At 65.2% G+C, this 12,362-nt stretch carries 13 protein-coding genes and 2 pseudogenes; 12 read left to right on the top strand and 3 right to left on the bottom strand.

The window, feature by feature from the left end; translation table 11 throughout:
• The coding region (locus ABZ420_RS26650) for an IPT/TIG domain-containing protein (protein ID WP_357128028.1) at window positions 1–1,713 on the bottom strand (1,713 nt) is incomplete at its 3' end.
• On the opposite strand from ABZ420_RS26650, the gene ABZ420_RS26645 reads away from it, so the two are divergent.
• From ABZ420_RS26645 to ABZ420_RS26635, 3 genes are all read left to right on the top strand, one after another.
• Window positions 1,619–1,909 carry a hypothetical protein gene (locus ABZ420_RS26645; protein ID WP_357128031.1) on the top strand — a complete coding sequence of 97 codons (291 nt, stop codon included), beginning with the start codon at window positions 1,619–1,621 and terminating at the stop codon, window positions 1,907–1,909. The genes ABZ420_RS26650 and ABZ420_RS26645 overlap by 95 nt on opposite strands.
• Window positions 1,910–2,064: 155 nt before the next feature.
• Window positions 2,065–2,325 (top strand): IPT/TIG domain-containing protein, encoded by a 261-nt coding sequence (locus tag ABZ420_RS26640; protein WP_357128025.1) that lies wholly within the window; start codon window positions 2,065–2,067, stop codon window positions 2,323–2,325.
• 208 nt (window positions 2,326–2,533) lie between these two features.
• The gene (locus ABZ420_RS26635; protein ID WP_357128005.1) at window positions 2,534–3,010 is read left to right on the top strand and encodes a hypothetical protein; all 477 of its coding nucleotides are present in this window, start codon (window positions 2,534–2,536) and stop codon (window positions 3,008–3,010) included.
• 266 nt (window positions 3,011–3,276) lie between these two features.
• Here the strand turns inward: ABZ420_RS26635 and ABZ420_RS26630 are convergent, their stop codons facing one another.
• The gene (locus tag ABZ420_RS26630; protein ID WP_357128002.1) at window positions 3,277–4,338 is read right to left on the bottom strand and encodes an acyl-CoA dehydrogenase; all 1,062 of its coding nucleotides are present in this window, start codon (window positions 4,336–4,338) and stop codon (window positions 3,277–3,279) included.
• A gap of 657 nt (window positions 4,339–4,995) precedes the next feature.
• On the opposite strand from ABZ420_RS26630, the gene ABZ420_RS26625 reads away from it, so the two are divergent.
• The 4 genes and pseudogenes from ABZ420_RS26625 to ABZ420_RS26610 all read left to right on the top strand — a co-directional run bounded on the left by ABZ420_RS26625 (window position 4,996) and on the right by ABZ420_RS26610 (window position 8,603).
• Window positions 4,996–5,448 carry a hypothetical protein gene (locus ABZ420_RS26625; protein WP_357127999.1) on the top strand — a complete coding sequence of 151 codons (453 nt, stop codon included), beginning with the start codon at window positions 4,996–4,998 and terminating at the stop codon, window positions 5,446–5,448.
• 429 nt (window positions 5,449–5,877) lie between these two features.
• A pseudogene (locus tag ABZ420_RS26620) lies at window positions 5,878–6,327 on the top strand (transposase); the annotation flags it as partial.
• Window positions 6,328–6,416: 89 nt separating this feature from the next.
• On the top strand, window positions 6,417–7,511 hold the full coding sequence (locus tag ABZ420_RS26615; protein WP_357127996.1) for a polyprenyl synthetase family protein: 1,095 nt from the start codon (window positions 6,417–6,419) through the stop codon (window positions 7,509–7,511).
• Window positions 7,512–7,538: 27 nt separating this feature from the next.
• Entirely contained in the window at window positions 7,539–8,603 is a 1,065-nt protein-coding gene (locus ABZ420_RS26610) for a terpene synthase family protein (protein ID WP_357127993.1), read from the top strand.
• 129 nt (window positions 8,604–8,732) lie between these two features.
• Here ABZ420_RS26610 and ABZ420_RS26605 read toward each other — a convergent pair.
• Window positions 8,733–8,825: pseudogene (locus tag ABZ420_RS26605) on the bottom strand (ATP-dependent DNA ligase); the annotation flags it as partial.
• Window positions 8,826–9,085: 260 nt separating this feature from the next.
• Between ABZ420_RS26605 and ABZ420_RS26600 the strand changes: the two are divergent.
• The 5 genes from ABZ420_RS26600 to ABZ420_RS26580 all read left to right on the top strand — a co-directional run bounded on the left by ABZ420_RS26600 (window position 9,086) and on the right by ABZ420_RS26580 (window position 12,356).
• Complete coding sequence (locus ABZ420_RS26600) at window positions 9,086–9,226, top strand: hypothetical protein (protein WP_357127991.1); 141 nt, start codon at window positions 9,086–9,088, stop codon at window positions 9,224–9,226.
• Window positions 9,227–9,479: 253 nt separating this feature from the next.
• Window positions 9,480–10,007, top strand: a complete 528-nt coding sequence (locus tag ABZ420_RS26595; RefSeq protein WP_357127989.1) for a hypothetical protein — start codon at window positions 9,480–9,482, stop codon at window positions 10,005–10,007.
• 58 nt (window positions 10,008–10,065) lie between these two features.
• The gene (locus ABZ420_RS26590; protein WP_357127986.1) at window positions 10,066–10,734 is read left to right on the top strand and encodes a hypothetical protein; all 669 of its coding nucleotides are present in this window, start codon (window positions 10,066–10,068) and stop codon (window positions 10,732–10,734) included.
• Window positions 10,735–11,056: 322 nt separating this feature from the next.
• A complete protein-coding gene (locus tag ABZ420_RS26585) occupies window positions 11,057–11,533 on the top strand; it encodes a GNAT family N-acetyltransferase (RefSeq protein WP_357127983.1) in 477 nt (158 codons plus the stop codon).
• Between the two features lies 1 nt (window position 11,534).
• Window positions 11,535–12,356 (top strand): hypothetical protein, encoded by an 822-nt coding sequence (locus tag ABZ420_RS26580; protein ID WP_357127980.1) that lies wholly within the window; start codon window positions 11,535–11,537, stop codon window positions 12,354–12,356.
• Window positions 12,357–12,362: the final 6 nt, after the last annotated feature.

Genomic DNA, 12,362 nt, shown 5'->3' with positions numbered 1-12,362 from the left:
TGTTCCACCAGCGACCGGACCCGCGCTCGGCACCACCGAGGACAGAGTCGGAACCGCGACGTAGGTGTAGGACACCCCGTTACTGGTTCCACCTGGAGTGGTGACAGTGACTTGGACTGTCCCTGTTCCGGCGGGCGCGACGGCGGTGATCTGAGTGTTCGAGTTGACGGTGAACGAGACCGCCGGTGTCGCACCGAAACTCACCGCTGTAGCACCGGTCAGATTCGTTCCGGTCAGAACGACTGTCGTTCCACCGGTGACCGGACCCGCACTGGGCACCACCGAGGACAGAGTCGGAACCGCGACGTAGGTGTAGGACACCCCGTTACTGGTTCCACCTGGAGTGGTGACAGTGACTTGGACTGTCCCTGTTCCGGCCGGAGCGACAGCAGTGATCTGAGTGTTCGAGTTGACGGTGAACGAGACCGCCGGTGTCGCACCAAAACTCACCGAGGTGGCTCCGGTGAATCCTGTTCCGGTGAGAACGACCGTCGTTCCACCCGTCACTGGTCCCGAACCAGGAACCACCGTGGTCAGAGTCGGAACAGGGATGTAGGTGTAGGACACCCCGTTGCTGGTTCCGCCTGCGGTGGTGACAGTGACTTGCACCGTTCCTGTTCCGGCGGGCGCGACGGCGGTGATCTGGGTCGACGAGTTGACCGTGAACGAGGTCGCCGGTGTCGCACCGAAGGTGACGGCTGTAGCACCGGTCAGATTCGTTCCGGTCAGGACGACCGTCGTCCCACCTGCCGCTGGTCCGGAGCTCGGCACCACCGAGCTCAGAGTGGGCGCGGCGACGTAGGTATAGGGGAGCCCATTGCTGGTGCCACCGGCGGTGGTGACTGTGACCTGTACCGTCCCTGTACCCGCGGGAGCGACCGCCGTGACTTGCGTGTTGGAGTTGACCGTGAACGAGGTCGCCGGTGTACCACCGAAAGTGACCGCGCTGGTAGTGGCCAGGCCCGTGCCGGTGAGCACGACGGTTGTGCCGCCGGTGGTGGGCCCCGAACTCGGGTTGATCGAGGTGAGGGTGGGAACTCCGGCATAGGTGTAGGAGACGCCGTTGCTGGTTCCACCGGAGCCGGTGACGGTGACCTGCACCGTGCCGGGCGACCCGGCGGGGGCGGTGGCCGTGATCTGGGTCGGCGAGTTGACCGTGAAAAGGGTTGCGGTGGAGCCGAACCGCACGGTCAGGGGACCGGTGAAGTTCGTGCCGGTGATCGTGACACTGTTCCCGCCCGAGGTGGGACCCGCTGTCGGGGAGATCGACGTAATGGTCGGGACTATGACATAGACGAAGGTGACCGGGTTGCTGGTGCCACCCGGCCCGGTGACGGTGACGGATACGATGCCGCTCCCGGCAGGAGATACCGCGGTGATCTGGGTGTTGGAGTTGACCGTGAACGACGTGGCCGGCGTGCTTCCGAAATTGACCGCGGTGACTCCGGTCAAGCCGGACCCGGTGAGCGTGACCGTCGTCCCGCCGGAGGTGGACCCTTGGCTGGGGCTGATGCTGCTCAGGGAAGGAACAGGGAGATAGGTATAGGAGACCCCGTTGCTGGTTCCGGCCGCGGTGGTGACGGTGACCTGTACCGTACCGGCCGACCCGGCGGGCGCGATGGCCGTGATCTGGGTCGGGGAGTTCATGGTGAAAGTTGTTGCCGTGCTGCCGAATCGTACGGTCGTGGGACCTGTGAACCCGGTGCCGGTGATGGTGACGCTGGTACCGCCCGTCGTTGGTCCGGACGTGGGCGTAATGGATGTGATGGTAGGCATGGCACAGCCTCCTGTTGCCGTGGTGGTGCTGGTTGCTCTGCACCGGATTGGTGCACGACTCGATTGGCGGCCCGCTGTTTCCATTAACGCCCCAGGACCAGTTGCTGGGCAACGCATCTTCGATCTGTTTTAGTCCGTTTTGGATGGCCGACGCATGGTGACCGCGAGACGGTGCGTCAGAGGTGGCAGCAGCCGCGTTTTCGACGGCGGCCCGCACCCCGGCGGAGCGGACGCGCAGCACGCCGACCGGCAGAGGGGCCAGCAGAGCTACCCGCTCGGCTGCGGTGAATCGGGGCTCTGTCCTCGGCGTCGAGTCCGGCCTCCGGCGGCACCGCGGTGACCATCTCCGGCACCGGCTTCACCACTCGGTCGGAACTTCGATGGTTTCACCGCACCGTTCTCGGTCATCTCCGACGCGTCGCTGGCCGCGGTCACCGCGCCGGGAACCGCGAGCGCGGTCGATTGCATCGTCACCACCAGCGGGGACGGGGTCGCCGGGACCGGACGCGTTCACCTACCTGGACAGCCCGGCCCGGTGATGGATGGTGACTGTGTTCACGCCCGCCGTCACACCGGAGACCGGGGACAAACTCGATGTGAACGGTGCCGCGACAAAGAAGAACGACAACGGGTTACTGGGTCCCGCCCCGCAGTCGTCACCGTTACCGCGACCGTGCCGTTTCGTCCGTTCTCGGTGGCCGACAGTCTGAGGGAAGCGGCACCGACACACCCGAATCAAGATCTATAGTTGCCTGCTATGGCAGGTAGGCATCGGAAGGAGCTGGAACGCAACCGCATCGACTCCGCCGCCTTTGCGGTGCGACGCGATCCGGACAACCCGACCGCGGGAGACGGATTCGCCGCCCGAGCACTTGCCGCGCAACCAGAACTGCCCCCATGGATCGCGTGGCTGCACGAGCGCGCAGGCGAACAATGGGCGCGGCTGGAGTACCAGATGCACTACCCCCTCGACTACGGCGGCAGCCCGGGCACGCGCACGAGCGAGGATTGGTTGATCACCCAGCGTGCCTACCGCGCCGAATACGCCGCCCGCTCAGTGGAACGCGCCCGCCGCTTCTACCGTGCCCAGCCCGGAATAGTGCACGCTCACGCCCCCGAACTGCCCGACGACGCGGAGTTCTACGCAGCCCTGGAGTCCGGCCGGGAATGGACCGGCCACTGGTACTCCCGCGACCCGCTCGGCGCGTGGGGACTGTCCGAAATATCGCCCTGATCCGTCGGCGCCGGAAAAGCGTGCACATCACCGACCAAGTGGTGTACTGCGGTGGCAGATCGCGCCTCGGCGACCGACCCGAGTGCGCCACCGGATCCTGTCGATGAGCTGTCGTTGGGTCCGCACAGGCGACAGGCCCGCCGTTTCTACCGCGAGGTAGCGACGGCGCGCCGGCCACGCCCGCTCGGTGTCGGTCATCAGATCCGCCTTCCCGCGACCGATACGCCCGGCCATAAAGTCTCCGGCCTGCCGCAGTTGCGGCTGGTTCAGGGCCGGGAGTTGTGGACCTTCTCCAGCGCAGAGCGCATCGGGAACGAGTCGTCGCCGAGCCAGCGCACGAGATCCTCGGCTTGTGTGTAATAGCGGCGGAACGGCTCCGCAGTAATCGGGCCGCCCTGCAAGCGACGACATTTGTTCATCGCCGCGGGCAGTTGCGCATTAATCCAGTGAGCGAGCGTGGCGAGCTCGTCGCGAGCCCGTTCCTCGTAGTCGGGGTGGTCGACGGGCTGCGACAGCAACCGATTCGCCGACCGCGATGCTGCCTGCAACAGCCGCGACACGTCCTGGACCTCTTCGAACTCTCGTCTCGCCGCGTGGACCTCGGCGGGCGCCAGCCCGAACTGACGATGAATACGGATGTGTTCGGTGAGCATCCTCAGCAGTCCTTTGAGCAGCCCGTCGGCGACGGACCCGATTGTCGCCACCGCCAGCCGCTGTAGTGGCCCAGCGCCGTCGATCAACAACTGTTCTGCTGGAATCTCGGCCCGCTCGAGATACACCGAATACTCCGGTGCACCACTCACACCGGGACTTCGGACGCACCTGACACCAGCCGCGCAGGACTCCACCACGGCCACACCGCAATCCGTCGGCACCAGAATCCAGCGTGCGGACTCTGCATACGGGACACACACCTTGTGACCGGTGACCCGCACCGACCCACCCTCGAGAACCGCCACTGTCTTCGGGGTCGCCCCGAACGGTGCACCGGGCTCCTTGAGCGCGGCGGTGAGTATCGCGCCCCGCGCTACAGCAGGGAAAATTCTCCGCGTCAAACTTCTCGGAGCGGCCTCTGTCAGAGGTAGCACTCCGAAACCGAGGGTGGTCAACGTCGGCGCTTGTACAGCGTCGGTGGCGAGTTCGGTGAGTATGGCCGCCACCTTTAGCAGGCCCGTATCCCTCCCGCAGCGTTTCGGCAGCACTACCGAGAGTAAGCCGGACTCGGCGAGTTTCGGCCATAGCGTGAAATCACGCGCATTCTCGCGTTCGAGCACACTCACGACAGCCTCGGCGACAGCATCCTCGCTGTCGACTCCGGTGAAACCCAAAATCACTCCTCTCCGCATCATTGATCGGCGCGGTTCGAGTCATCATTCGGTGGATCCGCCAGCCCAGGCCTCGATCAGCCAAAGCTGTTCGGCCTATCGGTCGTCGAAACGTGTATCAACTGCCGGTAAACCGCAGCAGCAGCGCTGGGTAACCGTCCGTCGGTCGGTTTTTCTCCCAGAACGTGTCGATGGATTATGCCGCGCCGAGCCCGCAAACGAACTCAGCTACCGCCAACGAATTCGGCGTGGCGTGGCGCGGGATGATCTCAGCGGGCACGATACAGCTCCCCATACGGGTGATTACTCGCGAAATGAACGGTCCCCGCCGACCGCGGTGCCCTGACCACCGCGGCGAGACGTCCCAATGGCGAGCCAGAAAGCTCTCGATCCTCACCCCGCCGAGCGCGACGGGCGTTCACCGATTCACCCACAGTCGGACCACTCTCAATCTCACAAGCGTCCAGTTCGGCAAACCACCATATGCACCTGGATGAGGAACCGACAGTGCTGGCCACCACAACAGCGGGACCCGTACAACACCGGTTGCGCGTGTCAGCACAACGATCGGCAACCGAGCTGCGAACATCACTGGCCATGGCCACAGCGCACGCAAACCGCCACCGTGCGACACCACGGGCAGCTCCCCCGATCACCGGCATGCAGTCGGAGATCTGGCATCGCCGCTACCCGCCTGCCAGCGTCCTGCAGGCTTTGGGCACCACTTGTGGGCAGCCGCTGGCCGAAGCGGATATTCGCGTCTTCGGCGGGCTGGACATCGTGCTACGTGCCCGCGGTTGGAACTTCATCGGTGAATGCTCCGGCCCGGAAATTCTCACCTTCAGCTATCAACCTTCCGACATCACAGATGACCATCCCCCACGAGGCCTGCAACCGATCACCACCATCGTGGTCACTCTCGACCGCTCCGCACCGACCAACACCATCAGCGACTGCCGAATCGAAATCCTGCTCGTCGGTACCCCTTCCAGCCAAGCCCGGATCACCAGCCTGTCCGGCCTCACCAAACATCTCGACGTCATCGAAGCCCACCGGCCCGGCAACAAGACCCCAACGCAATTCCCCTTCGTCCGCGCCCGAACCGCCCGATGAGCCGATCACACCGCGGCCGCCGCGTCACACAGGTAACTGTGGACCACCACCCGGCTGATCCCGAATATGTCCCGTTCCGCCGGTTACTCGCGAGACAACCCACCTGATACCGGCCCACGCAAGTGCACATGCTGAACAGGAGACATACGCGATCGAGATTCGCTGCCGACAGCCAACGCTGCACGCTTCTTCGACTGCTACCGATCCGTCACGGGGAAAGCGCTGATCTCCAGCTCCCGCGGACTCGGTGAGCTGGGCTCCATCGCGGTAGTGAACTGGCGACGCCCACACGGCGTAGTCGGCACACCCCGACCGATGCACCTCAGCTGACTGAGCGCATTGCGCCCGAGACGGGACTGTCGGAACAACGGCGGATTTGACCTTGGTCTGACTGGCCGAACCTGACGGTTCGGCGGGAAGGATCGATCAGTGTCGGAGACACTCGACGCCGTGGCGAAGAAGGACACGGCGGATACCAAGAAGCTGGCCGAGCAGCTGCTGAAACAGGCCAAGGAACAGGGCATCGACCTGGTCGGCCCGGGTGGGCTGCTCAATCAGCTGACCAAGACCGTGCTCGAGACCGCGTTGGAAGCGGAGATGACCGAGCATGTCGGCTACGAGAAACACGACCCAGTCGGGCGCGGAACACCGAACTCTCGCAACGGGACTCGCTCGAAGACGGTGGTCACCGAGATCGGTCCCGTCGAGATCGACGTGCCGCGTGACACCAGCTCGACGTTCGAACCGAAGATCGTCAGGAAACGTCAGCGGCGGCTGTCAGGGGTCGATGAGATCGTGTTGTCGCTGACCGCGAAGGGGTTGACGACCGAGAAGATCTCGGCGCATTTCTCCGAGATCTACGGTGCTTCGGTGTCCAAGGGTTGAAGCACAAGGATTGTCATTCAGGGGTGCGATAGCTTGCGCGGTGTCATGATTGACCGTGCCGGGTATTCGGGCAGGGGGAGCAGATGGTGTCACCGCCGGTCGCATGGACCATTCGAACCACACATCCCGAGCCGCAGCTGGATCCCGCCGCCGTTACCGGCGCAGTGGACAGGGTGCTGTCACGGTTTCTGGCTGAGAAGCTCGGGTGTGCGAGTACGCCGCAGCTGCCGTTGTTCGTCGGGTGGCTGCAAGAGTTCCTGGCTGGAGGTAAACGACTGCGGCCGCTGTTGTGTTACTGCGGATGGCAAGTCGGCGGTGCTCGCGGTGCGCCGGTCGCCATAGCGCGCGTCGCGGCTTCGCTGGAGCTGTTTCATGCTTTCGCGCTCATCCATGACGACGTGATGGATGACAGCGCGACGCGCCGCGGCAAGCCGAGCGCGCACCGGCGTATCGCCGCCGACAACCCAGGTCATCGCAGCCGTGACCGGTTGGGTGTCAACGCCGCGATACTGCTGGGAGACTTGGCGCTGGGCTGGTCCTATGACTTGGTGGCCACCGCCGATCTGCCGTCAGCCCCCGCAGCGATGGTGTGGCGGCTGTTGGATGCGATGCGCATCGAGACCCTCAGTGGTCAGTACCTCGACCTGCTCACCGCGGGCGACCCGGCGGCCGATGTGGAGACCGCGCTGGCGATCGGCCGCTACAAGACCGCGAAGTACACCATCGAGCGCCCGCTGCAGATCGGCGCGGTGCTCGCCGGCGCGAACAGCGCCCTGCTTGCCGCCTGCACCGAGTACGCGGTACCGCTCGGCGAGGCATTCCAGCTGCGCGACGACATCCTCGCTGTGTTCGGCGACCCTGCCGTGACCGGGAAACCCAATCTCGATGACCTGCGGGACGCCAAGCACACCGTGCTGCTGGCCATCGCCCGTCAGCGAGCCGAACCCGCCCAAGCGGCGATACTGGCCGCCCTGGTCGGCAACCCCGGCCTCGACGAAGAAGGCGCAGCGCGAGTTCGTGACGTCATCACCAGCACCGGCGCCCGGGCCACCGTGGAACAGATGATCAGCGACCGCTGCCGCCAGGCGCGCACCACGCTCGAGACGGCCGGGTTCCATCCCAGCGGTGCTGTTCTGCTGAACCACCTCATCAGTCAGGTCACCGACCGGGACCTGTGATCGCTCACCAACCGAGGAGCCGCACCGTTGCCATCACCGACCGCCACCCCACCCGACCATGAGGTCATCGAGCGGCTTTTGACTTTCTATCTCCCGTTGCAGCCGGACATCCATCCCGATGCCACTTCGATACAGCAACAGACGCTGCGGTGGGTGCGGAGTTTCGACCTCGGACAGGGCGACGACATGATCCACGTGATGGTCTCCCAGGTCGGCGCGGGACTTCTCAGTTATTGCTACCCATGTGCGACCGGCGAGCTGGCGCAGCTGCTGGCGAACTACAACGCGTGGGCGTGGGTGGCGCAGGACCGCTTGGCCGCGCTGACGCGTACCTGCGAGGCGATGCTCGCGATCGGCCGCTGGGAACGGATCGTGCGCTCACCGAACTCCTGGCCTGCCACCACCGACGCGTTGGAGGCAGCGCTGGCCGACGTGTTCAAGAGGCTGCGCCGATGCATGACACCGGTGCAATGGGAGCGTTTCCTCGCCGGACAAAGCCAATGGGTGTCGGCACTGGGCTGGGAGGTAGCCCTGCGCGAACGCGGCACGGCCCTGACGCTCAACGACTACCTGGCGTTACGAATGGGCATCAGCGGATGTTACGCCGCGCCGGCCTATCTGGACGCGGTGCAGGGTATCGAACTCGACGAAAAACAACTGTCGCATCCCCGGTTCCGGGCAGCCGTCGACACAGCGATGATGACCGCCGCGCTGGACAACGACCGCTACTCCTACCTGAGGGAACTCGATCGAGAAGGCAAGGACTACAACCTATTCACAGCCCTCCGGAACGAGTACCCCGACTGGTCGGTCGCGCAGGTCATCGACTCCGGGATCGCCTACCGCGACCGCATCATGACTCGCTATCTGCAGCTACGGGCGCAACTACTGCGCGACGCCAACCACGACTGCCGCACCTACCTCGAGGGAATCGACCTGATCGTGGCCGGAAACATGAACTTCGCCGCCGCCGCGGCCACCCGCTACAACCTGCCCTACCACCCAGTGATCACCGACCAGCCCAGCGATCCCCGGACCGAGCTACCCCCAGCGGCGACCATCGCCTGGTGGTGGGACGAGCACCGACCCTGAGCGAAAAATGACCAGACATCCTCCTCCGGACGGGGCATCGCGCGGGTCCAGCGGACATGCTCGGCGCTCACCGGTGACCAGCTGAGGCTGCCCGCGGGGGCGGGGACACGCCTCGACCAGGTACCGGGCGGGCCGCGTCAGGTGCATGCGCTGCTGCAACCGGGGAAACGACGGCGCGCCGGTGGCCAGGTCGGGGGCGACGATCTCGCCATCGAGGATCATGTCGGTGCCGTGGGCGCACTCCGCTTCCCGGCGGAATTGCGTCTGATGCAGACACTTTGGCCACCAGGGCGGCGCAATGGGCGTGTCGTCCTGTCGAGTCTTGCGGATGTGGTGCTGGTGCGTGCCCCCTTCAGCTAGCGTCGCCCATCCAATGACCGAATAGTTCGTCTGATGACGGGTGGTTGCGCAGGGGTGTGCCGTATGGCGATTCGTCTCTGTACCTCGCCTCAGGTGTCTCCTTCCTCAACGAGGAGAAGGCAGTGTTCGACGCGATGCTGGACGGCTGGGCGATGCAGCAGATCGGCGGCCGCAACCTGCGCAAGGCCTCGCTACAGACCAATCGGGGCGAACCGGTGATGCGCTCACTGACCATGGGAAATGCAGCGAAAGAAACCGTGTAGCAACGCTTCTGTGGTCGCTCACCACGGTCCGAACAACTGGTCCGAGCCAACCTCCCGGCACCCGCACCGCTGCATTAGCGGAACCGCCGACCAGTCCAGGCTTCCGAGCCCCAGCGCCGGAGCCCGCCGCGCTCAGCCGGACCAGCTCACCCGATACGACATCCGCACCCGCTTGACCACGATACTGGCGCAGAAGACGCAGGTGCGCTTCAATCAATAGCGGGAGAATCAGCAGACGGGTCACGGAAGACAGGTGACTCTGATGCATACACGCGCTCGCGCCACCCAGCACGAACCGCTCGCGGTCGAAGCCCCTGCGACTGCGCCGCTTCGCGACGAGGCCGTGGTCGGCTTCGACAACATCTACGGCACACGAGCCCCCGCCAACCACTTCGCCGGGATCCACTTCGCCTTCCCCGCAGCCACATTCGACACGCCTATCGGCCCAGCACACTTTGCGATTGCGACACTCGATCAGCGAGGCCGGCTCAGCGACAGGTCAGCGATCAGAAGACTCGACTGGCGACCTGGCCGCATCCTGAGCTTGTCTGTCGGTGAGCAAGCAGCAGTGGTCAGCCGTGCCGATGAGGGGACCTCGAGGATCACTCCCAGCGGATACTTACATCTACCTGCCGGCATCCGGAACGGATGGAGCCTCCACAGCGGCGATCGAGTTCTCCTCGTGGCGTCGCTGAGCAAACGACAGCTCGTGATCTACCCGACCTCGGTCCTCGCAGCCGCCCTCTCGCTCTACGAGCCCAGCCTGTGGCAGCTCGCATGACTCACGAGGACATCACCACGGCACTGCATCCTTGAACAACTACGGTCCGTAAGGGAAAGTGCTCGACCGGTTGTGGGGTGACCGCCTGATCACCGAACCGAACTACACCGAGATCCAGCAGCTGGTCAGCGAGCACCAGGTGCACGCCGCGGCGAGGAAACGGTCGAACTCTCGTGGCGGGCGTGGTGCCGCGGCAACCATGGTTTCAGCGATCCGGCGCTTGTATCGCCGTGCCGAACTCGACAGGTTGATCCACCCGCTGGAAAACCCGGCGGCGAGAGTATCCAAACCGCGCCACGTGTCCAGTTCGCGGCACGCGCTGTCGCTCGAGCAGATACATGATCTCGGGCGCGTTGCTTCGGAGACTGGAAACGATCGACCGCTCGACGCACTGATACTGCGCTTTCTCATCGAAACGGCTTGTCGCCGTGGCGGCCTCGTCCGCCTCGCCATCGAAGACCTCAATGTGGCCGGCTGCCTCGTGCGACTCCGCGAGAAGGGTGGCACGGTGCGATGGCAGCCGATTTCCCCCACTCTGATGCAAAGAGTCTCGAGCACATCGAAGCCCGGGGCGGACCGGAAACGACCGAGCAAGTCCTTCGTTACCACGACGGAAGGCCAGTGGGACGGCGACGCCTGGACTACCTGTTCAGGCGAGCCAGACACCTCCTCCCTTGGGCAGCCGCACTCGGGATCAGCCCCCATTGGATACGGCACACGACGGTGACGTTCGTCGAACGGCAGTTCGGCATCGCCGTCGCACGGGCATACGCCGGCCATGAGGATGGACGCTCCATGGGACCGACCACGCTGACCTACACCAAGGCCGGGCTACTGGATGTGATCGAGGCACTCGCCGCCTTGACCGGTGAGCCTCACCCTCTCCTGCCGAACTCCCCACGCCACCCCCTGCCCCCAGCCATCAGCAACCATCCAGCGAGTCCGTTGAGGTAACCTGACGCACTATGAACCCACTTACGTGGCGGATTCGCTGCCAATGGGTGTTCTAAGCTGGAATCGACGGCCTATGCCCTGGCAGTAGGGAGCGGATGAACATCGCCAAAGCGCCTCGGCCGGAATACCGGCAGGCCTGCTTCGCCGATATCGAGGACATCGCGGCCATCGAGGCCGAGGTGTTCGCCGAGCCGTACCTGTACCTGATGCTGCGCCAGCTGTTCGACCTGCACGGATCCGAATGGCTGGTCGCCGAGGTGGAGGGCGCGGTGATCGGTTATGCGCTGACGCTGGAGAAGTCCGGCCGGGCATTGCTGTTCACGTTCGCGGTGGCCAAGAGGTACCAGGGCGAAGGGTATGGCCACGCCCTGCTGACCCGCACCTTGCAGACCTGCCGCAAGATCGGCGCCGAGGTGGTGTATCTGACCGTGCGGCCGGACAACCGGCTGGCCGGCAACCTGTTCAAGCGCGCCGGATTCGAATTCGTCGAGCACGACGACCGGTACTTCGGGCCGGGCGAGCCGCGAGACGTTTTCGAGTACCGGCTGAAGGGCCGCACGCTAGACTCGTGACATGGGGGAGATTTCGCCCTTCGTCGCATCCGTCTCGACCCGGATCACAAGGCGCGCGGACGAATACACCGCCGAGATCGATCGGGGTGACCGCCCCGAGCAGGCCGAGCTGGAGCGGTTCACCGCGCATGCCGAGGCGATCCTCGCCGACTACGACCCGCCCAGTGCGCGGCGGCATTCCGACTCGCTGGTCTTCCGGCATCTGTACGCGGCCGCGCGGCAACCGGCGCCCGACGAGGCCGACTGGCGGGTGCCGAGCGCGATCCCGGCGGCGCTGCTGGCCGCCGAGGTCGAATTCCGTGGTCCGTTGCGGCTGAGCAGCCGGCAGAACACCATGCTGGCCGAGGAGTACGAACGGCTGGGCGCACAACTCTCGGCGGCCGGATTGCCCGCTCATGCGGCGCTGGCCTACCGGAGAGGGGCCGCGCTGTACCGGATGAACGAGGACGACGAGGCGCAGGACCGCTGCGGTCTGCGGCTGGCTCGGGCCCGCACCCTGGCGTTGCCGCGGGGCCCGCGGCGCTGGCCGGGGCAACTGTCCTACGTCCTGTGCGGCTACGGTTACCGGCCGTTCTGGCTGCTCGGCTGGGTGGCCGTGCAGCTGGTGCTGTTCACCGTCGCCGCTCTGCTGCTGAGCGGCGATTCCTCACCGGCTGCCACCATCTACACGTGCGTGACCGGATTCATCAATCCACTCGGCCCCGGTGACACGGAGAATCTGCGCCCGGCCGCCCGGCCGCTGTTCGCCGTCGAAGCGTGGGCGGGCACGGTATCGATGTCGGTGTTCTTCGCGCTGCTGGTGCGCAAGTGGTTCCGGATGTAGCCGGAG

It is taken from the genome of Nocardia sp. NPDC005745 (genome assembly GCF_040630775.1).
GTDB lineage: Bacteria > Actinomycetota > Actinomycetes > Mycobacteriales > Mycobacteriaceae > Nocardia.
This window is presented reverse-complemented; position numbering and strand designations above follow the sequence as displayed.